Source organism: Roseibium album (assembly GCF_001404515.1).
Classification (GTDB): Bacteria; Pseudomonadota; Alphaproteobacteria; order Rhizobiales; family Stappiaceae; genus Roseibium; species Roseibium album.
The window spans coordinates 311,393-332,451 of the sequence record NZ_CXWE01000006.1; the positions used below are offsets into that span (position 1 = coordinate 311,393).

At 55.7% G+C, this 21,059-nt stretch carries 18 protein-coding genes; 8 read left to right on the plus strand and 10 right to left on the minus strand.

The window, feature by feature from the left end; translation table 11 throughout:
• Nucleotides 1–142 precede the first annotated feature (142 nt).
• On the minus strand, nt 143–1,753 hold the full coding sequence (locus tag LA5095_RS21190; protein WP_208992799.1) for an EAL domain-containing protein: 1,611 nt from the start codon (nt 1,751–1,753) through the stop codon (nt 143–145).
• Nucleotides 1,754–1,941: 188 nt separating this feature from the next.
• Here LA5095_RS21190 and LA5095_RS21195 point away from each other — a divergent pair, with 188 nt between their 5' ends.
• Nucleotides 1,942–2,838 (plus strand): sugar kinase, encoded by an 897-nt coding sequence (locus LA5095_RS21195; protein ID WP_055118521.1) that lies wholly within the window; start codon nt 1,942–1,944, stop codon nt 2,836–2,838.
• A gap of 142 nt (nt 2,839–2,980) precedes the next feature.
• On the opposite strand, the gene LA5095_RS21200 is transcribed toward LA5095_RS21195, so the two are convergent.
• Both LA5095_RS21200 and LA5095_RS32130 read right to left on the minus strand, forming a co-directional pair.
• On the minus strand, nt 2,981–3,736 hold the full coding sequence (locus tag LA5095_RS21200; protein ID WP_055118523.1) for a zinc metalloprotease: 756 nt from the start codon (nt 3,734–3,736) through the stop codon (nt 2,981–2,983).
• A complete protein-coding gene (locus tag LA5095_RS32130; RefSeq protein WP_082442825.1) occupies nt 3,733–4,641 on the minus strand; it encodes a VPLPA-CTERM sorting domain-containing protein in 909 nt (302 codons plus the stop codon). Before LA5095_RS32130 ends, LA5095_RS21200 begins: the two co-directional genes overlap by 4 nt.
• Before the next feature lie 240 nt (nt 4,642–4,881).
• On the opposite strand from LA5095_RS32130, the gene LA5095_RS21210 reads away from it, so the two are divergent.
• The 3 genes from LA5095_RS21210 (at nt 4,882) to LA5095_RS21220 (ending at nt 8,183) form a co-directional block, all read left to right on the plus strand.
• Nucleotides 4,882–5,847 (plus strand): sigma-70 RNA polymerase sigma factor region 4 domain-containing protein, encoded by a 966-nt coding sequence (locus LA5095_RS21210; RefSeq protein WP_144436142.1) that lies wholly within the window; start codon nt 4,882–4,884, stop codon nt 5,845–5,847.
• 400 nt (nt 5,848–6,247) lie between these two features.
• On the plus strand, nt 6,248–6,733 hold the full coding sequence (locus tag LA5095_RS21215) for a RidA family protein (RefSeq protein ID WP_055118529.1): 486 nt from the start codon (nt 6,248–6,250) through the stop codon (nt 6,731–6,733).
• A gap of 274 nt (nt 6,734–7,007) precedes the next feature.
• The gene (locus LA5095_RS21220; RefSeq protein ID WP_208992800.1) at nt 7,008–8,183 is read left to right on the plus strand and encodes an aq_1923 C-terminal domain; all 1,176 of its coding nucleotides are present in this window, start codon (nt 7,008–7,010) and stop codon (nt 8,181–8,183) included.
• A gap of 66 nt (nt 8,184–8,249) precedes the next feature.
• Here LA5095_RS21220 and LA5095_RS21225 read toward each other — a convergent pair whose 3' ends face one another.
• The gene (locus tag LA5095_RS21225; protein ID WP_055118531.1) at nt 8,250–10,037 is read right to left on the minus strand and encodes an ABC transporter ATP-binding protein; all 1,788 of its coding nucleotides are present in this window, start codon (nt 10,035–10,037) and stop codon (nt 8,250–8,252) included.
• Between the two features lie 120 nt (nt 10,038–10,157).
• Nucleotides 10,158–11,939, minus strand: a complete 1,782-nt coding sequence (gene aspS / locus LA5095_RS21230; protein ID WP_055118533.1) for an aspartate--tRNA ligase — start codon at nt 11,937–11,939, stop codon at nt 10,158–10,160.
• 195 nt (nt 11,940–12,134) lie between these two features.
• On the opposite strand from aspS, the gene LA5095_RS21235 reads away from it, so the two are divergent.
• From LA5095_RS21235 to LA5095_RS21240, 3 genes are all read left to right on the plus strand, one after another.
• Entirely contained in the window at nt 12,135–12,425 is a 291-nt protein-coding gene (locus LA5095_RS21235; RefSeq protein WP_055118535.1) for a hypothetical protein, read from the plus strand.
• A 115-nt stretch (nt 12,426–12,540) separates the two neighbouring features.
• A complete protein-coding gene (locus tag LA5095_RS32925) occupies nt 12,541–12,696 on the plus strand; it encodes a DUF5993 family protein (RefSeq protein ID WP_173937385.1) in 156 nt (51 codons plus the stop codon).
• Nucleotides 12,697–12,708: 12 nt separating this feature from the next.
• Entirely contained in the window at nt 12,709–13,296 is a 588-nt protein-coding gene (locus LA5095_RS21240; RefSeq protein WP_055118537.1) for a disulfide bond formation protein B, read from the plus strand.
• Nucleotides 13,297–13,312: 16 nt separating this feature from the next.
• Here LA5095_RS21240 and LA5095_RS21245 read toward each other — a convergent pair whose 3' ends face one another.
• Nucleotides 13,313–13,939: a nucleotide-binding protein gene (locus tag LA5095_RS21245; protein WP_055118539.1), complete on the minus strand. Its 627-nt coding sequence runs from the start codon at nt 13,937–13,939 to the stop codon at nt 13,313–13,315.
• Nucleotides 13,940–14,083: 144 nt separating this feature from the next.
• Here LA5095_RS21245 and rnd point away from each other — a divergent pair, with 144 nt between their 5' ends.
• Entirely contained in the window at nt 14,084–15,268 is a 1,185-nt protein-coding gene (rnd, locus tag LA5095_RS21250) for a ribonuclease D (RefSeq protein ID WP_055118541.1), read from the plus strand.
• A gap of 22 nt (nt 15,269–15,290) precedes the next feature.
• Here rnd and LA5095_RS21255 read toward each other — a convergent pair whose 3' ends face one another.
• The 4 genes from LA5095_RS21255 to LA5095_RS21270 form a co-directional block, all read right to left on the minus strand.
• Nucleotides 15,291–16,811 (minus strand): Ppx/GppA phosphatase family protein, encoded by a 1,521-nt coding sequence (locus tag LA5095_RS21255; RefSeq protein WP_055118543.1) that lies wholly within the window; start codon nt 16,809–16,811, stop codon nt 15,291–15,293.
• Nucleotide 16,812: 1 nt separating this feature from the next.
• On the minus strand, nt 16,813–19,023 hold the full coding sequence (locus LA5095_RS21260; RefSeq protein ID WP_055118545.1) for an RNA degradosome polyphosphate kinase: 2,211 nt from the start codon (nt 19,021–19,023) through the stop codon (nt 16,813–16,815).
• A 109-nt stretch (nt 19,024–19,132) separates the two neighbouring features.
• Nucleotides 19,133–19,813 carry an HdaA/DnaA family protein gene (locus LA5095_RS21265; protein ID WP_055118546.1) on the minus strand — a complete coding sequence of 227 codons (681 nt, stop codon included), beginning with the start codon at nt 19,811–19,813 and terminating at the stop codon, nt 19,133–19,135.
• Nucleotides 19,814–19,824: 11 nt separating this feature from the next.
• A complete protein-coding gene (locus tag LA5095_RS21270) occupies nt 19,825–20,910 on the minus strand; it encodes an AI-2E family transporter (RefSeq protein WP_055118548.1) in 1,086 nt (361 codons plus the stop codon).
• Between the last annotated feature and the right edge of the window lie 149 nt (nt 20,911–21,059).

A 21,059-nucleotide genomic window follows, 5' to 3' on the forward strand; every position in this document is an offset into this window, starting at 1 on the left:
AGTTCGCAGTCAAATATACCGTCCAGCCGGTACAGTAAAGCGTTTTTATGCAAGGCTGCATTGAAGCACGCGAGACGCTGCCCCCAGACGAACAAGCTGACTACGGGAAATGGTTGTCAAAGGTGCCGGTATTGCAGGATGATCAGGCAGCTGCGTCCGCAAGAGCGGCTTCGTTGGCGGCCTGTTCCGCCGCGGCTGCCTCAGCAGCCAGACGCCCTCGTTCACGGGCTTCTTCTTCCGTACGTGCAGCGAATTCGATGAATTCATTCGCCGGCATTGGCTTGGCAAAATAATACCCCTGGGCAGCGGTAACACCCAGTTCGAGCAGACGTTCGATCTGCTCTTCCTGTTCGACACCTTCGGCAATGATGCCCATCCCAAGATTGTCGGCAAGTTCAACCATGGAATCAACAATCGTGGTGGAGTTGTCGTCGGAACTGATCGTGTCGATAAACATCTTGTCGATCTTGATGATGTCGACGCCGAGCTTCTGCAAATATGCCATACCACCGTGACCGGTGCCGACGTCATCCAGCGCAATGCGAACACCGAGCGCCTGCAGCTCTGCCATGATCTTGCGGGCCTGTTCCATGTCTTCCAAAGGGTGCCGCTCTGTTACTTCCACGACGATCTGCTGGAACGATATATTCGAATTTTCAAAAATGGACTTGATGTCGGCAACGACCTCGCGATCCTGGAAATGGCCTGCAAATAGGTTGATCGACAGCTTGAAGTCCGGATTCTCGCCATAGAGCTCGCCAACTTCCTCACAGGAAACGCGCATCATGTGCCGAGTCATGTCAAAGATATGACCGTTGTTTTCAGCGTAAGCCATGAACTGGCCCGGCGACACGATCGTGCCATTGGGACGGCGCCAGCGCATGAGCACTTCACAACCACGCAACCGCAGGCTCTCGATATCCATAACAGGCTGATAAAAAGGAATGAATTCTCCATTGCTGATCGCTGCAATGAATTCGTCATTGGCCTCGCTCTCTGGCCGCCAGGACAACCAGATGCCGATTGCGACGAACAAAACCGCGATCCCGGCGCAAGCTGCTGCCGCAACGACCTTCAGATCCTTGACCACATAAAGGGCCGCCGATGCCGGCGCGGTGATCCTGGCAACGAGCGGGTAAAGCTCTGAGTTGACATCAACGCTGAGAACACTTTCCGGACTCGATTCCTCGGAATTGTAACCGCCGACATTGTACCACAGCAGATTGTCGCCAAGACGCAGCTCCGCCCTGCGGTAGGAACGCAGATATTCCGGTCCGGGGTCCATCGCTATGACCGCCGGGGTGACTTCGGCGAACAAGCGTGTCTGATCTTTCAAGTCCCAGCTGATTACCGCCGCCCGGGCTCCCAGGTAATCCCGGTCCAGCATGCCGATACCGACCAGCGGCCCGTCTGTCCTGACCGGTGGCAAGATGATCTTGCCGGCCAGTTCACGATCCGGAAAGATGCACATGCGTTGCCCCGCGGCATCCGCCAGACCGATTGCATCGATCATGCCGTGTTCGACAATCAGCTTTTCATAGATCACCCGATCTTCGGCACTACATGTCTGCACACCGTCGCGGTCAAGCCGTTGAAGGAGCGATACGGTCGTGCTGATGGCTTCCTCGGCGCGATGGATCGACACCTGGCCCATCGCCTCCATCTCGGTGATGGCGCGCCGCTCGGCGAACTGGTTCAAAATGATGTTGATCGCAAAGAGCGGAGTTGTCGCCAGAACGAGGGCGATCAACACCGTCTTTGCAAAGCCAACGTACCGGAAGGACAAATCAGGGCCTGTTTACCAATATACTCTTTGTGACCATGGCCGATCTGGGTAAACAAGGACTGAATGTATTGCAGTTTCATCGAGATCAAGGCAGCCTGCGCTCAATATGCGATCAGGTGCTGTTATCGAAACTGACTTGGTGATGGGAGAATCTCATGCAGGCGCTGTTTATCGGACAAGCCTATATCGACGTTACGTTTTTGACCGACAGCTTCCCGACTGGCGACGAGAAGACCATCGCCAAGGACTATGCAATCAGTTTTGGCGGAAACGCCGTAACGGCCGCTTTTTGTTGCGCGAAGCTGGGGGGCAAGCCCGATCTATTGTGCTCGCTAGCAGACGATTGGCTGGCTCGCATGTTCCTGGACATGGCGTCCACCTACGGGATCTCCGTTCACGGCAGGAAAGTGAAGGAGTCGTCCTTGTCCTTCATCATGCCCAAATCCGGAAAGAGGGCCATCGTCAGGTGCCGCGACAACGACTTCCTGCACCCCTTCCCGCCCCTGACACTAACGGGCATGAAGGCCTTGCATCTTGATGGCCATATGCCCGACGCTGCGCTGCATTACGCGGCAACGTGCAAGAACCTCGGCGTGCTGACCTCCCTGGACGGTGGCGCTGTCAGGGAAAACACCGATGAATTGCTGGAACACATCGATATCGCTGTCGTATCGGATCGGTTCTGCCAGCAACTCGGCAAAACAACGGGGCAAACGCTCGAATACCTGCGATCCAAGAACTGCCCTGTCGGGGCCGTGACGCTCGGAGAACACGGCATGGTCTGGTATGAAGCCGGCGGACCGGACAAACTTCTGCCCGCGCTCAACGTGCCCATGCAGAAGGTTGTCGATTCCAATGGCGCCGGCGACGTCTTTCATGGCGCCTATATCGCCTCTTATCTCCGCTGGCCGGAACGCAGCTGGACAAAGCATTTCGAGTTTGCGCGCGGGGCTTCGACGCACGCCATCCAGCATCTTGGCAACGAAGCCAGTCTTCCGACACTGGAAGACGTCGACACGGCCAGCGGCGACTTTCCCGAAAAGGCGGCTTGATCAGGGGCAGAACCCATTAATCCTGAAGGCCGCAATGCCCGCTTCGAGCCCATATTACCGGACGCTGAGAGCTGCGCGAACAGGTGCATTGCACGGTGAGCAGACGTTGGCCTGAACGAAACAGCTCACCAGTTCACATCATTCATCCAGAAGAGTGTCCTTTGACTCGCCCCCCTCCAAGAAACCCAATTCCGAACAGTGAGAAAATCAGAAGAAGCCCGCTTGCGGGCAGCGGAACAGCGGCAAATTCAGCTGCTTCCCCAACCAAAATCGGCCGCACTTCCAAGAAAAAACCTGTATCCTGTGCGCCCTGCAGTAGAACCGAGTTGAATATCGTTTCAACTTGACTTGCATTCAAAGTGGTATGTCCATTTGGTATTGCTGACATCAGATTTTCGATGTCGAAATTAGTTTCGAAAAACGGCGGTTGCCCTTGACCCTCGTGTTCAAGTCCAAGCAAATGTCCAATTTCATGTGCGATAACTTCGTCTTGAACGTTTAAGAGTGGCCTTGTAATCGCAAAGCTGTTCCCGCTGCCGATGCCTTCTGCGATGCCAAATGCAAATTGACCGTATGCGCGGATCGAATCCACCAAAAACAGATTGATCACTGGTTCTGGATCGCCCAATGCAAACAAGTCGAAGAGATTCCCAGTTTCGCGTATTTGCGGGGAATTGAATGGGCTGCCTGTGAAAGAGAAATCCAACCGAACGCTTAAAAGGTCGGGTCTTGCAAGCGTTTGGGCCGGCAGCACACGGATATCGATGGGTGATTGGCCAAAACTTGACTGGCCGTAGATCGCATCCAGCGCGGCCTCATCCAAAATGACTGCATCTATTGTGGCCGCCTGCGCGTGAACTGCAAAAAACAGCGCGAAAACCGTGAGCAAGCGTTTCATTTTGCAGCCTTCCTGCACACCGTTCCGAGCCCAGCCAAAGCACCAACAAGCAACCAGGCGCTAGCAGGCAATGGAACCGGTGTTGGGCTATCGGCAAGCGAGTAGCGGTTGTCCACGATCCACGGTTCGTCAATATCGATGAAATACCCCTCGGGCACATTGAAGACGTCGCCTTCAAGAGCGAAGGAAACGCTGTTGCCCCCATTGGCAAACCCGACTGCTTCAAGACCTGCCAACAAACCGCCCGCACTGCTGGCCAATCCAAAGGTAACTGATCCTGTTTCACCGGGCCGCAAAAGCACTTTTGGTGTGGTTATTGCCCCGGACAGAGCTTCAAATTCGGAGTCTTCCCCTGCATTTACCGCCACACTGATGCGTTCTTCGAAAGTATAGGAAAGTGCGCTGTCGGAAATCGCACCAAAGGCGCGCAAGCTTGCTGATGTCCGCTGCCCCGGGTTGAGAAAGGCTCCTTGATCGCTGAAGAGTGCTTTACTGTCTGCAGTCACGCTTCCGCTCGCATGCAAATTTATCGAGACCGGAACGGGCGCAACACCGACGAAGCCGGAGCGGAGGGTGAACTGATATGTGACCCAAGCAGACGCGTTTGCACTTCCTAGATTTTGCTGTAGGACATTATCTGAGCCGGGGTTCACCACCAAAGACTGTACCCGCACCGTTCCGGAATTGACGCTTGCTATAGCCGATATAGCACATGCACCCGATGGCCCGGTTCCTCGACTGGCGGCAAGTGAGAGACCCGTTGTCGAAAGCGTAGTGCTTTGAGAATCCGGGGAGCCTAAACCACACGATGCAGTAACGCTCGCGTTGTGCAATGTCGCAGCAGATGACGCTGATGCTAGGGAAATCGTAAAACCAGAAACCAAACAAAGAAAAATCGCTTTCATAACAAGGCCTTCAATTTAGCAGCGATGCAGTTGCCGTGTTAAAGATCGAGAGGAATTTGTGATCCGCATTCCCTCGTCAATTAACTCACACACACAAATTTCACGCTCCGTGCTTCCACAATTTTTCTGGCTCGCCGTGTCACCACAAATTGCCCGACAGCCCCTGCCAGTTGTGTGCCTATCCACAATTCACTATTCGTTATTCACTATTCAATCCTCTTAAAGGGTAGGTTTTGACTTATGGCGGAAACACTTAGAGCGCGCGCCATGCGGGCAGGTGATGGCGCGGCGGTGGTTGAGTTGTGGAAACGATATTTGCCGAACACCGAGAACTGGGATGCGTGGTTACCTGATCTTCTGGAGCAGCTGGTCCAGAAGGACATTGTTCTCGGCGGTGTGGTTTTTACCGACAGCACGCAACCGCGTTGTGTCGCGGCTGGAATTACGTGTTTTTTGCCGCAAAGCACGGTCGACGATTTTGTTGCACGCCCCAAACCTTATCTGAACCGCAGATTGCTGGTTCGGTTTCGCGACGGTGACACATCCGTTTTCCTGTCTCCAGAAGAACAGGCGCGCCAAAACGCTGATGCTGGGTTGGAGATGTTTGTGCTCGAATACTGCCAAGAGACGTTTGACTTCGAACAGCAGTGGGCTCATGAGATTTTGAACGCGATTGTTCCTGTCTATATTGCGTCGCATACCGGATTTAACATCAAGCGCTGCCTTCATGAAACCGAGCTTGTCGTCGGACATATACAGGAGGCAGGAGGTAATCCGTTTCTGTTCGAAGTTGCCCCACAAGACCCATTCAGCCTATCGGATATCGGGCATGGCCCGCGCGGAGTTTATGGCGTGTCTCGTGAAAGTCTGACTGCGGACAAAGCGACGGGAATTGCAAAGTCCCTGTTGTATTGTCAGTCTCCCAAATTCCAATTGGTGTTGCAGGAACAAAAGCTTGTCCATCACGCCCTTGAGGGACTTACGGATGTTGAGATTGCAGAAGCCATCGGAGTGTCCCGAGACCGGGTCCGGCAGATTTGGCAGCGCATCTATGCGCATCTTGAGGATGTTGATCCTGAGTTCTTTTCATCTGTTGCATCACCCGTTGAAGGCATGAAGCGAGGCGGGGAAAGGCGGCGCGTCTCCGTCGCGTACTTAAGATCCCATCCGGAAGAGCTGAGGCCACGAGTCTTGCGCCGAAACTAGAGTGGTCGGGGATTTGCTTGCAGCTGCAGTTCTTTGCAAGGCCTGCCTGGGACCTGAAGGTGACACAGTTAACAGCGTCTTGGTGCACGATCCGGATTTGTTTACATCGCTTTGGCTCGGCTTTTTATGAACCGACGCACAGTGTTTGGTATCAAGTCACTTTCGATTCTTCGGGCAAAACCTGATCAACTCTTGGCATTTCCTGCCACCTTGGCGAAGAGCTCAAAGCAGCCATTCTATTTGGAAACATCAATGGCAGCTTCGTCCGAGTTGCCGTGATTGGAAACCGCCAAGCACAGATTTACCCAGCAGAATCGGCTAGATGACCGGTAGTGGCCCGTTGCAGACACATGAGACATTGATTGTTATGGTTCGGGCACACTGAAAAGGAAAATTGCGAATGTTTTCGCCAGAACAAAGACTTCAGGATCTCGGATTACAACTGCCCGCGGCAGCAAAACCGCCACCTGGCGTACACTTGCCGTTCTCATTCGTAAATGTGCGTGGCAACAGGCTGCTGTTCTCCGGCAGCCCCAAGAGCGCAAACGATGGAAGCATTACAGGTCCATTCGGAGTGGTCGGAACAGATTTCAATACCGACCAGGCATATGCTGAAGCTCGCGATATTGCGCTATCGGTGTTAGCCAATATCAAGGCCGAAATCGGTGATCTTTCCAGGATAGCCGGTTGGACACGGGTCTTCGGCATGGTCGCTTCAACACCAGGATACTCTGAGCAGCACCTGGTGATAAACGGCTTCAGCGATCTCATTATTGACGTGTTTGGACGTGACGTGGGTCGCCATGCCAGATCCGCGATTGGAGTTGCGGGACTTCCATTGGGTTTTGCGATGGAAATCGAGGGGGAAGTTGAGATTTATCAGTGAACTCAACAACAGGTTTGTGCGCCTTGCTTTCCTTGACACTTGATGCAGCAAATGTCGTATTCGAGCCGATGTTCCGCAACACGCGCGAATGTCGGCATTTTGCGTCGCAGCAACTGTCTTCTTTTGGATCAGTCAATGAGGCCTGACCCAAATTTGTTTGAAGAAATGGCCTCCGTTGGTTGCATCAGACCGGTGCGGCACGGTCCGGCTTTGATCTTGCCTCTGCTTCAAACATGGAGCAAGGTGAGCGCGCCTTATCATGGTGGAGATTTATATGATGTTTTTTCCCGCGCCCCGCATTGCCATCGGCCTTAGCGCCGCAGTCAGCCTGATCGCGCTTCAGGTCACGGCCGCCAATGCCTTCGACCCGACCGGCAACGAGGTCGCAGATGCCTTTCTGTCCGTTCTCGATGCTCAGGAGGGTACCGTTGAAAGCTACGGGTCTGTCAGCGAGTCCGGCAACGCGGTCACGATCCAGCAACTCGTCATCAAGGACGAAAATGACAAGGACACGAGCGTCACGATCGCGTCGACAGTCCTGACCGGTGGAGAATTCCTCGACAACGGTCGGCTCAAACTCGAAAGTCTCGGACTAGAGAAGCTGGACCTGAACGCGGATGATGGAGGCATGTCGCTTGAGACGATGAGCGTCACGGGTCTTGTCCTGCCATCGGCCAAGGAGTCCGCCGCCAACGCCTCGCCCGTCAGCCCGGGTTACAAGACCTTCGACGTCAAGAATATCCAGGTGCGGGATGAAGATGGCAAGATAGCCGACATTCAGGCGATTTCCTCTTCCATTGACAGCATGGACGGCGACTTGCCGACAGCAGGAAGCTTTTCCCTTTCCGGTGCGACAATAGACGTGAACGAACTTGAAGTGGAAGAAGCCAAATCTCTCAAGGATCTTGGATACGAGACCCTGACACTGGACGTCTCCGCTTCGGGCCGGTGGGATCCTGAAGCAGCGATCATCAACATTCCGGAGCTGAAGATCGACGCGAAGGATGCAGCCAGCCTTTCGCTTGCCTTGTCCCTGGGCGGGGTTACCCGTGAAGTGGTCGAGCAGCTTGAAGAGAAATCCGAAAAGCCTGAAGAGGCCATGGCACTGTTGCAGAATGTCACGGTCATCAATGCGAAGATCCGCCTGGACGATGAGACCTTGACCGGGCGCATTCTTGACCAGGAAGCACAGAAGGCGGGTGTCGAAGTGCCGGTCTATGTCGCAGGATTGACGGGAAGCCTGCCCTTGATGCTTGGCATGCTCCAGAACAAGGAACTTGAAGGACAGGTTGCACAGGCTGTTACCGAATTCCTGACGACGCCCGGTTCGCTTCAGGTTGTTGCAGCACCTGCAACACCTGTTCCCTTCTCGCAAGTGATGGGAACGGCAATGCTGGCCCCCCAGATGATCCCCCAGATCCTGTCAGTCGGCATCACTGCAAACCAGTAGAAAACAGATCTTGAAAAACAAAAAGCCCGGGCGTTCCCGGGCTTTTTCTGTTTTCCCTGGCTGCGACTATTCTGCTGCCTCTGTCTTGCTCTGGAACTGCAGCTCGCACAGGCGGCGATAGATGCCATCGTGTTCAAACAACTCATTGTGGTTGCCGCTTTCAATCACCTTGCCGTCGCCCATGACATGAATCTGATGAGCGTGACGAACCGTGCTCAGTCTGTGAGCGATGACCAGGGTCGTGCGGCCCTGCATAAGTTTTTCGAGTGCGGCCTGTATCTTGTTTTCCGACTCTGCATCCAGAGCAGAGGTTGCCTCGTCCAGAAGCAGTATCGGGGCATCAATCAACATCGCACGCGCGATTGCGATCCGTTGTTTCTGGCCACCGGACAGATTGCTGCCGCCCTGGCCCGCCCTCGTTTTGTACCCCTCCGGCAAGGCGCTGATAAAATCATGCGCATTTGCTCCGATGGCAGCAGCTTCGATTTGTTCCTGCGTTGCATCCGGCCGGCCGATCGCGATGTTTTCACGGATCGAGAGGTCAAACAGAAACGAATCCTGGCTGACATAGGCAATCTTGTTCCTCAAGGAGACCTGGGTGACGTCCCTGATAGGTTGGCCGTCGATGAGAATCTCTCCGGACTGCGGATCATAGAACCGCTCCACCAATGCAAATACGGTCGATTTTCCGGCACCAGATGCACCAACCAACGCCGTCATCTTGCCAGCTTCAGCCTTGAAGCTGGTTCCACGAAGAGCTGCGTTTTCGCCATATGAAAATGCCACGTCGCTGAAGACGATTTCTCCGTTCTCTATTTCGAGATCCCGCGCATTTTCCGCATCATGAAGCTCTGGTTTCCGGTCCACGAGCGCATACAGTATGCGCAATCCGACCATCTGCTTGCCCAGGTTGATGTTCAGGCGGGCCAGCCGGCGCGCAGGGTCGTAGGCCAGCAACAATGCCGTGATGAACGAGAAAAGAGCCCCCGGATCCTGCCCGAGTTCAATCACGGCATATCCGCCATAGAAAATTACGAGCGCAATGGCGCATCCGCCGAGCGTATCCATCAACGGAGAAGTGCGCGCCGTCAGGGAGGCAATCTTGTTGGACTGCTTTTGAATTTCAAGAAGCCCGACTTCCATTTTGTCGCGCATGACCTTTTGCATTCCAAATGCGCGCACTATTCGGTTTCCAAGAACGGTTTCCTGCGTGACGGCACTTACCTTGGCGCTCGAAACCACCTGCCGCTTCACATACTCCTTGACCCGCCGGATCAGGAAAGTAACTCCGATGACCGCCGGTGGCATCGTGATCAGGGCAAAGACGCTCAGAAGCGGGTTCTGATAGATCATGACAAAGGTCAGCCCGATCAACGTCAGGACATCGCGGCCGAGGCTGGTGACGATCAGATCCAGCGTGGCGCGTACCGCTCCCACGCCCTGCCCTACCTGCACGCCAATTTCAGCTAGCGAATGCTTGTCATAATAAGCTTGATCCTGACGCAGCAAAACATCGAACATTCTGCCGTTGAGATCTTTTGTAATCTGGTTCCCGACGCGGGACAAAACGACGATCTGCCCGTAAGTGGCAACTCCCTTGACCGTGTAGACCACCAGAACGAACACGCCGATTGCATAGACCATGAAAGGGTCTTTGTTCACAAACACTTCGTTGACGACATCGCGCATGATCCACGCGCTTGCAGCTGTGGTCGCTGCGATCAGTCCCATGAATACGAAAGCCAGCAAATACTTCGGAACATAGGTCCGGAAATTCTCGCTGAACACGCGCTTGATCAGCTGCACCGTGCCTTGCGGATCGTCCCAGGAGTCGGATTTGAACGGATTGCGCACGAAGCGTTCCCTTTCTAAGGGCTTCGATCACCCAGTATAAGCGAGGTCGGTCAAAGCGGCCCCTCTTTTCTCGCACAAAGGCGTACCCCCAATCGAGGGGTTTCCGCAAGTCGGCCGAATTTACTCTTCCGGCAGGTTCAACCGCAAATGCAATTCACGCAGCTGAGACGGTGCCGGGTCATTCGGTGCTCCCATCATCAGGTCTTCCGCTTTCTGGTTCATGGGGAAGAGCATCACCTCACGGATGTTTGCCTCATCGGCAAGCAACATGACCATCCGGTCAATGCCGGCCGCGCAGCCACCATGCGGCGGAGCACCATACTGGAATGCGTTGACCATGCCGCCGAAGCGTTTGTCGACTTCTTCCGCGGGGTATCCTGCAATTTCGAAGGCCTTGTACATGATCTCCGGCTTGTGATTCCGAATGGCACCGGAAAGCAGTTCGTGCCCGTTACAGGCGAGATCGTATTGCCAGCCCAAAACATCGAGCGGGTCGCCCTCCAGAGCTTCCATTCCGCCCTGGGGCATGGAGAACGGATTGTGCTCGAAGTCAATTTCGCCGGTTTCCTCGTCCCGCTCGTAAATCGGGAAATCAACGATCCAGGCAAACTCAAAACTGTTCTTGTCCGTGTGACCGAGTTCCTCGCCGATAATCACACGCGATTTTGCAGCGACCGGTTCGAACTGCTTCGGCTTTCCACCCAGGAAAAAGGCAGCATCACCAACTTCCAGCCCGAGCTGGACGCGAATGGCTTCGGTCCGCTCCGGCCCGATATTCTTGGCAAGCGGACCGGCAGCCTCAGTCGACCCGTCTTCGGCCTTCCGCCAGAAGATATAGCCCATGCCCGGCAATCCTTCGCCTTGCGCAAACTTGTTCATCCGGTCGCAGAATTTGCGGCTGCCGCCCTTGGGTGCAGGAATCGCCCGAATTTCGGTGCCGGGCTGTTCAAGCAACCTGGCGAATATGGCAAAGCCGGAGCCGGCAAAATGTTCGGACACGATCTGCATCTTGATCGGGTTTCGCAGGTCCGGCTTGTCGGTGCCGTACCAGAGCGCCGAATCCTTGTAGGAGATCTGCGGCCAGTTGCGGTTAACCGCGCGGCCATTGCCAAATCTCTCGAAACAGCCAGCCATCACCGGCTCGATCGTGTCGAAGACATCCTGCTGGGTGACGAAGGACATTTCAACGTCGAGCTGATAGAAATCCGTCGGCGAGCGGTCGGCGCGCGGATCCTCGTCGCGGAAGCACGGCGCTATCTGGAAGTACTTGTCGAAACCGGACACCATCAGCAACTGCTTGAACTGCTGGGGAGCCTGTGGCAGCGCATAGAACTTGCCCGGATGCAACCGCGACGGCACCAGAAAGTCACGCGCACCTTCTGGTGACGAAGCTGTTATGATCGGTGTCTGAAATTCGTTGAAGCCGATGGACCACATGCGATCCCGAAGGTCACGTACGACCTCGGAGCGCAGCATCATGTTGTTGTGCAGCTTCTCGCGGCGCAGATCGAGGAAGCGGTACTGCAGGCGAACTTCTTCCGGATAATCCAGATCGCCGAAGACCGGCAAAGGCAGTTCCTTGGCGGACCCAAGTACCTCCATTTCGCGAATGAAGACTTCGATCTCACCAGTCGGAAGTTCCGAATTGATGGTTTCGTCCGTGCGTTTTTTCACGTTTCCGTCGATGCGGATGCACCATTCGGAGCGCACCGTTTCCGCGAGCGCGAACGCACCGGAATCCGGATCCACAACGCATTGCGTCACGCCGTAATGGTCGCGCAGGTCGATGAACAGCACTCCACCATGATCACGGACCCTGTGGACCCAGCCGGATAGACGGATGGTCTGGCCTTCGTCGGACAGACGAAGATCACCGCACGTGTGACTACGGTAGGGGTGCATTCTATTTCCTCGGTATTCTTCTTGGCATGAAAAATCGTTACGGCCCGCCAAAGGCAGGCCGTGTCGGGCTGCAAAAGCCATGTTGCGAAGCGAAAGTCAAGGGAGAGGCATTGCTCAGCGCTTGTCGCGTCGCACGAGATGTATATCAATCGATTGGTGTTTTCGTCCAAACATCAACGAAAGTCCGCCCGCGCTATGCCCGACACTGTGACCGAAGCCATTCTTGATGCTCTAACATGCATGGAAGAAGAAGAGGAACTGGTTATCACGACATCGGTTCCGCTGCAGCTCGCAGGCAGGATTCGCAATCGGATTGCGAACGAGGTACCTATTCCGCCGATTTCAAAGACGGAGCGAACAGCCATTCGGTCTCTCATTTATCGGGCCGTCAATGATACCCGCATTTTCGATTTTGAAATGCCTACGCTGACGGGGCTGACAGCAGAGGAGTTTAATGATCTTGCGGCAAAACTCCCCATCGAATGAGTTTAGCCGGATTTGTCGGAATTCCTCGGCACCAATTTACCGGATTGGTTGAACGATTGCCGGTATACGACCCCTGCTATAGACTGGTTTTCGTCGAATCTTAAGGGGACTGGATGTGATTTCACTGCTCTTCGCGCTCATGACCATCGCGATCATTCTGGCCTGGAGAGATCGCTGGCGGCTTTCCTATGTTGTTTTCGCCATCACCCTCGCAATGAGTATCTACTGGCTGGATTTCCACGCGACCTCACCGCTGACAATCAAGCTATAGGAGCCCTGGTCCATGATCATTCTTGCTCCACACCCTTCCAGAACGCTCAACGCAGTCGGACTGCTTGTCGTTTCCGGGATCCTGATTGCCGCCTACGCCTTTCAATTCGCGCTAGACGAGTTGCCCTGCCCGCTTTGCCTGTTGCAACGGGTTGCTCTCGTCGGCGTCGGCTACGGGTTGTGTCTCAATCTGGTTTACGGCGCGAAGCCGCATCACTACGGGATCATGCTGCTTTCGGCGATTTACGGCGGTAGCGTTTCGGTTCGACAGATCCTGCTGCATATCGTTCCGGGAACGGGCAGCTACGGATCACCGGTTCTGGGCTTGCATTACTATACCTGGGCCGGACTCTGCTTCTTCTTCGTGATCCTCGGAACGGCGGTCATGTTGCTCTTTGAAGGGCAATACAAGAAAACCCTTGTCGACAAACCCGAGCATGGGCGTTTCGGTGGCCAGCCTCTCGCGAAGTTCGCTTTTTTCCTGATGCTGTTTCTGGCAGCGGCGAACATCGTCACGACCTTTCTGGAATGCGGCCCGGGCATTTGCGATGATCCGCCGACAGACTACAAGCTGCTTCAGGAACTCAAACCCGACGGTTGATTGCAGTTTTCCTACACTAGCTGTCCACCGCCTGCAGCACAGGATGCCATTGTCCGCGAATTTCGTAGGAGCCTGCATCCGAATAATCGAACACACCCGACCCGGCCGCAGCATGTCGTGCGTATAAAACGCGGTCGGAAATCCGGGCAAGCAGCGGGTACCCGTTTTTTGAAAGCGTCTGTTCCAGGTCGGACACCTGGGTCGATCGCCGATTGATCCGATTGGCGACGACATGGATATCCGCCTTGCCTTTTCGGACCTTCTTGATATCGGAAATGTTGTCCAGAAATTTCAGTGTTGCATTCCAGTCGAAGGCAGACGCCAGAACCGGAACAATGATATCCGAGGCCTCCGCGATCAGGTTTTTCGCCAATTCGGACCGCAGCCCGCCGGGCCCGTCGATCACAACGGCATCGAGTTGCTTGCCCTTGTCGCCAATTGCGCCTTCCTTGCTCCAGTTGAGCCCCTCGATCTTCATCAGATTTTTCGGTCGGCGCCTCACCCACGAAAGGCTGGACTTCTGCTTGTCGGCATCCGCCAGCGCGACGTCCTCGCCTCTTGCTGCGAGCGCTACTGCAAGATTCGTGGCGATGGTCGTCTTGCCGCATCCTCCCTTGGAGTTCACCACAAGTATCTTGCGCATACACACCCCCCTTTTGAAACCAGGCTCTCCTTGAGCACACCTTACCATAGGCGCACTTATTGCGCCTTTTCAAGGGGCAATACTTCTAAAGATTCCATTTCGTGGCGACAAAGCGGCAGAACTCGGTTATAGCTGTGTCTCACCATGCATGTGATTACAAAAACAAAAGATCTCGCCGCAGCCTGCCAGCGTCTTGCAGCCAATGACTACGTTACGGTGGACACGGAATTTCTCCGCGAAACCACTTTCTGGCCCAAGCTCTGCGTAATTCAGATGGCCGGGCCGGACATGGCCTTCATCATCGACGCTCTTTCGGAAGGTCTTGATCTCGCTCCCTTTTTCGACCTGATGCGTGATGACAGCGTCACGAAGGTGTTTCACGCAGCCCGTCAGGACATCGAAATCATCTACCATCTGGGTGAACTGATTCCGGCTCCGCTGTTCGACACCCAGGTCGCCGCGATGGTGTGCGGCTTTGGTGATTCCATTTCCTATGACCAACTTATCTACAAGGTCACTGGCGCCAGAATCGACAAGTCGTCACGGTTCACGGACTGGGCCCGCCGTCCCCTTACCAACAAGCAACTGGACTACGCACTTGCCGACGTTACGCATCTGCGGGACGCCTATCAGTTCCTCAGAGCCAATCTGGCGGAGCAGAACCGCAGCCATTGGGTGCGAGACGAAATGGAGGTCCTGACGTCGGTGGGAACCTATCGCGCTGATCCGGACCAGGCCTGGAAGAGACTCAAGCTTCGGGTGCGCAAGCCGATCGAACTTGCCGTCATGATGGAAGTTGCCGCATGGCGTGAACGTGAGGCACAAGAACGCAATGTCCCGCGCAACCGCGTGGTCAAGGACGATGCGATTTACGAGCTTGCTGCCCAGCAACCACAGGATCCGGAAGCGATCAGCCGTCTCAGAACGATCCCGCGCGGCTTCGAGCGCTCACGATCCGCCGATGAAATCATCAAGGCGATCCGGCGTGCACTAAACCTGCCGAAAGACAAACTGCCCCGACTTCCCAAAGGCCGGCAGGCGCCCGACGGGTCCGCAGCGGCAGTCGATCTCCTGAAAGTTCTTCTGAAGATGGTGAGTGAAGCCAACGGCGTCGCTGCCAAGGTCATTGCAACGGTCGACGATCTTGAGAAGATCGCCGCTGACGACGCGGCAGACGTTGCCGCGATGAAAGGCTGGCGGCGGGAACTGTTCGGTGAACTTGCCCTGAAACTCAAACGCGGTGAAGTTGCCCTTGCCTTCCAAGATCGGCAAATCGTTGCATTGCCGCAGTCCGATCAGGCTGACATCAAAACGCAGGCAGCCGAGTAACAGGTGATCCGGGCCGCACGATTCAGGTGGTCTTTATTTGAACGTCTGCCTGGATAACCTTACCCAGCTGACTTGCGCGTTTGCGCAAACGTTCGCCGTCGAGGTTTGCCAGTTCGTCGCCGAGTTCGATCAGAAGACCCGTTTCCGTCCTGACCAGACCAACCTTCGGAAGCAGGCCCGCCATTGACGCGCTCAGGAGCGAGGCAACCCGCATGGTTGCACCCAGCACCTTTGCCCGAATACGCAACCGGTCGGTGAACAGCTGCCGGATAACCTGCGACAGGGCGCCCTCGCGCAATCCCATGTGCCGGTAAAACACGGCCGCTGCCACGTAAGCGCGGCTGGAATGGTCCAGACCGACAAAGGATGCGTTCGAGATGATGTTCAGGCTCTGCTCGCCCCGGTAGTCCGGATGCGCCCGCCAACCGATATCGGAAAGCAGGCACGCGGCATGGCGCAATCGTCTTTCGTTTGCGGTTTCCTCAATTTCCAGCTCGTGGAACAACAGATCGGTCCAGGCAATCAGCTCCTCGGCATGGTCGGGTGACCGGGCCCTGAGAACACACAGTTCACGCGCCGCCTCGATGACGGGATCTTGCGCCTGCATCTCGGGCGACAGTTTTTCGTGCAAAAGTCCTTCGCGAACCCCGGTTGCCGAAAAGACCAGGCGTTCGGCCTTCATTGATGTCAGAACCTGTTCAAGCACGACGGCTCCGATCGGCACCAGGGGCCGGCGCTGCTTGGACACCACTTCCGCCAATTCAATTCCCTCAAGGCTGGGCACCGCGATCTTGCGGCAGAATGAAATCGCCTCCTCTGCACTTATCTCGTAGTTGTGCATCACGTGCAGCGGGTAATTGTTCTGCATCAGGTGCAATCGCCCCAGAGATCGCCACGTACCACCGACCGCATAGAACGTTCGTTCGCCGGGGTGAAGTCCCGGCCATTCATAACCGCCGAGAGCTTCTTCCGTGATTTGCCTTGCTTTGGAAATGTTTCCACCGGCTTCTTCGGAAAGGCGCAATCCGCCAAGCGGGAAAGTCGATCCCTTACCGGGTTTCTTTCCCTCGATTTCAACCAGCTCCAGGCTGCCGCCGCCCATGTCACCGACAATTCCGCGTGGCTGCCAGAAACCGGCAACTACCCCGAGAGCCGAATAGAAGGCTTCTTCGCTTCCGTCGAGAATACGGACAGGAGCTTGCAGTATCCGTTCCACTTCACCGACAAATTCATCACCGTTCGCCGCGTCTCGTGCCGCAGCTGTGGCAAAGACATAAAGTTCCTTGCAGGCGGTGTGCTCAATCAGTGCCCTGAAGCGCACCAGTTCTCCCAAGGCGAGTTTCACGGACGCATCCGTCAAGCGTCCGGTCGCCGCTATTCCGCGTCCGAGACCGGCCAGAAGCTTTTCGTTGAACAGCATCGTGGGCGTGCGCGCCTTGCGTTCGTAAATCACAAGGCGCACCGAGTTGGAGCCGATATCCACGACCGCCACCGGTCCTGTTCCATTGAGCCGGCCGCGTGCAGGCTTGAACTGGCTTGTCATGCTATCCTCGTTTTTGCCGTTTCAGAAACGGCTTCGGACGATCGCTCTTCAGGGATTTGCCCCTGCCGGAGAGCGATGGATTGGTCATGAAATATCTATGCGCGTTGAACGGTTCCTCGTTTGGCCCCGGTTCGATACGCTCGTGACTGCCATCCGAGCGGATGCGCCAACTTTGCTGATTGTCCTTCAGGTTGGCAACCATGATCTGATCAAGGACCTGTTCATGCACGGTCGGTGTCATCAGGGGAGACAGCACCTCAACACGCCTGTCAATGTTTCGCGGCATCAGGTCGGCCGAACCGATATAGACGTGGGCCTCAGGCGACGGCAGCCCCTGACCATTGCCGAAGCAGAAGATCCTTGAATGTTCCAGGAATCTGCCGACGATGGATTTCACCCGGATATTTTCCGACAGGCCTTCGATGCCAGGCCGAAGACAGCAGATCCCGCGGATGACCAGGTCGATCTGCACCCCTGCCTGGCTTGCGCGATAGAGCGAATCGATGATCTCCGGATCGACCAGAGAGTTCATCTTCATCCAGATCTGGGCAGGACGCCCCTGCCTGACATGTTCGATCTCGGCTTCGGTCAATTCAAGCATGCGCCGCCGCAGGTTTACCGGTGACACGAGGAGGTGGTTGAGTTCTTCCGGCTCGGCATAACCGGTGATGAAATTGAAAACTCGGGCCGCGTCCTCGGCAATTCCGGGATCGTCGGTGAAGAAGGAAAGGTCCTCATAAATCCGCGCCGTAATCGGATGGTAGTTGCCCGTACCGATGTGGCAATAGGTCTTCAGCTGGCCGTGCTCGCGCTTGATTACCATGGAAAGTTTCGAGTGCGTTTTCAATTCGATGAAGCCGAATACCACCTGAACCCCTGCCCGCTCCAGGTCGCGAGCCCATTTGATGTTGGCTTCTTCATCGAACCTGGCTTTCAGCTCGACAAGTGCCGTAACCGATTTGCCGGCTTCGGCGGCCTCTGCCAGGGCCTTGACGATCGGCGAGTTGTTTGAGGTTCGGTAGAGCGTCTGCTTGATGGCAACCACATCCGGGTCGCGCGCGGCCTGCCGCAGGTACTGGACCACCACATCGAAGGATTCATACGGGTGATGGACCACGATATCCTTCTGGTGAATGGCCGCCAGACAATCGCCGCCATGTTCGCGAATGCGCTCGGGAAACCGCGCCGTATAGGGCTCGAACTTGAGGTCCTGGCGCTCGAGATCGACGATTTGAGAAAGGTTGTTCAACGCGAGCAAACCGGTGGCCAGGAAAATCTCGCTTTCGCTGACATCCAGTGCGTCCGCAACGAATTCCCGCAGAGCCGGCGGGGTCGTTTCCTGGATTTCCAGCCTGATGACGGACCCGCGGCGACGGCGTTTCAGCGCACTTTCAAACAGTCGAACGAGGTCCTCGGCTTCTTCTTCGATTTCAAGATCGCTATCGCGAATGACCCGAAAGGCGCCCTTGCCTCGAATTTCATATCCGGGAAACAGCCGGCCGATAAACATGCTCACGACATGCTCGATTGCAATGAAGCGGGCGGCTCCGTCGCCACCATTCGGCAGACGGACGAACCGATCGACCTGGTTGGGAATTCTGAGCAACGCAATCATTCCGCGGCTGCCGGACGTCGGCACCAGCTCGAACACGATTGAAAAACCAAGGTTCGGGATAAAGGGGAACGGATGCGCGGGGTCGATTGCCAGTGGCGTTAGCACCGGGAAGACATAGGCCAGAAAATACTCCTGAAGCCAGGTCTTGTCCGCCTGGGTCAAGGCGTCGCTCAGAAGGATTTCAATTCCCTTCGCAGCTATCTCTCTGCGGATTTCACCCCAGATCTGCTGCTGCGATGCCTGAAGATCACGCACGGCGGCACTGATCTTCTCCAGTTGCTCGGTGGGGGTCAGTCCGTCATCGGAAAGATTGGTAACCTCGGCACGCTGCTGTCCACGCAGGCCCGCGACGCGGACCATAAAAAATTCATCCAGATTGTTCGCCGAGATCGACAGGAACCGTACCCGTTCCAACAACGGGTGGCGATTGTTCATCGCTTCTTCAAGAACACGCAGATTGAACTGCAGCCAGGACAATTCCCGATTCATGAACCTGGCAGGCGACCTCGCCAGATCTTCCTCCGGCATCTCGTCTTCAACACCGCGCAGATCCGAGGAAGCGGAAAGAATGTCTGAAAGATCGGTCGTTTCATTCATGGCATTTTTCCTTCGCCCCCGCTTCCGGCGATCTCTGTCTCAATGCATGCAGATTGAGTAACACGGCGTGAGCGGCAGGCAAATGACACCATTGTCGCAAGCAAACAACTCACTGGCCTTTATGCACATTTTCCAATACCCGGCCAACAAGCGGCTTGGTTATCTTCACACGACCGGCCAGAGCTTCCCGGTCAATGGCCTGCACCGCCTGCATCGCCACCTCCAGTGATCTTTCCATGCGGACGACAAGATAGTCCACAACGCCGATATCAACCGATATCTGCCGGTCGGCAAAAAGCTTGACGAGCACGCGGCGCAAAAGGTCGTCGTCCGGTTCCAGAATTTCCACCGGTGTCGCCGCACGCAGGCGCGACATGAGGTCAGGCAACGTGATCTTCCAGCTCGCCGGCCACGTCCTACTGGTGATGAGCACCTTTTTGCCAGCTTGCCGCGAAGCATTCAAAAGGTGAAAGAGTGCAGTGTCATTGACACCGAGATGCGTATCTTCAATCACGGCGGCGGGCGCTACCAAAAGGTCTTCCACGACATCCGCCGCAAGCTCCCTGGCCGATATCACGGACGCCCCGCTTTCATCCTGAAACGCGCGGACCAGATGCGTTTTTCCCGACCCCACCGGCCCGGCAAGGACCACGACAGGTGACGGCCAGTCAGGCCACCGCGAAAGCAGCTCGAATGCCGCCTTGTTGGAGACGCCCACCAAGTAGTCGTCGCGCGTGAGAGCAGCTTCGTGCGGTAGCTCTAACGGTAGCTGGCGCGGAGGTTCCGCCATGATCGTGTCACTTACTCTTCGGCTGTCGTCTTCGTACGGCCGATACCCTTGTAAACCGGGCTTGCTAGGTACTGCCTCAGAGCAAAACGTGCAAGCACCCCGATCATGGCCGCGGCGGGAACGGCAATCAGCATCCCTACAAATCCAAAGAGAGATCCGAAGGCGAACAAGGCAAACATCAGGGTGACCGGATGCAGCCCCGTACTTTCGCCGACGAGTTTTGGCTGCAGCACATTGCCTTCCAGGAACTGGCCGACCGCAAACACAGCTCCCACCACAAGTATCCACGGCCAGTCCGGCCAGAACTGCACCAGTGCAACGCCGACAGACAACACAAAGCCGAGTGCCGCTCCGACAAAGGGAATGAAACTCACAAGCCCTGCCGCCATGCCGATCAGCAAACCGAAATTGAGCCCGACCAAGGCGAGCGATACCGCGTAAAAGAACCCGAGGATGACACAGACCGACACCTGACCGCGAACAAATCCGGCGACCGCTCCGTCCATTTCCTTTGCAAGGCCGCGAATTTCCCCCAGGTGATCGCGCGGGATCCAGCCGTCGATCCGCTCTACCATATGATCCCAGTCCAGCAGCAGATAGAAGGCAACCACCGGCGTGATCACGAACAGTGACAGGATGGACAGAAGGGCCTGACCTCCGCTCCAGATGGATTGCGCCAGCTTGCCGATAAAGGACGCCCCCTGCCCGAGCAGATCGGTCATGGAGGATTGCAGGTCCTCCGGCGACAATCCGGCCAGACTGGCAAGATTGGCCGGGAAGTATTCCGCAAGCAGCGCCTGAAGACGCCGAACAAGGTCAGGGAAGTTTTCCAGAAAGGCTGCCAGCTGGTTGCCAAGGACAGGCAACAGCAGGACGAAGAACAGCGCCAGGACAAAAATGAAAGACAGCAAGATGGTCAGCGTCGCCCAAAGGCGGCTCATTCCCAGATTCTCAAGCCGGTCGCAGACCGGGTCGAGCAGGTATGCCACGGCCATACCGGCAACGAAGGGCAGCAGAACGCCTGAAAAAATGTAGAGAAACACGCAGGAAACAAGCAGGGAGATCAACCAGAATTGAACCTGACGGCGCAAAGTCATGAAATTTCCTCCCAACGAGAAATCTGACGCGTTTCGGAAAGTCCGCGGCACGATACATAATTCGGAACAGGGTTCAGTCCTCCTTGCACATAGGTTGAGCGACCTTGTCCGGTCAAGGGGCGTATTTGACGTTGAAGACATCCGGCAGC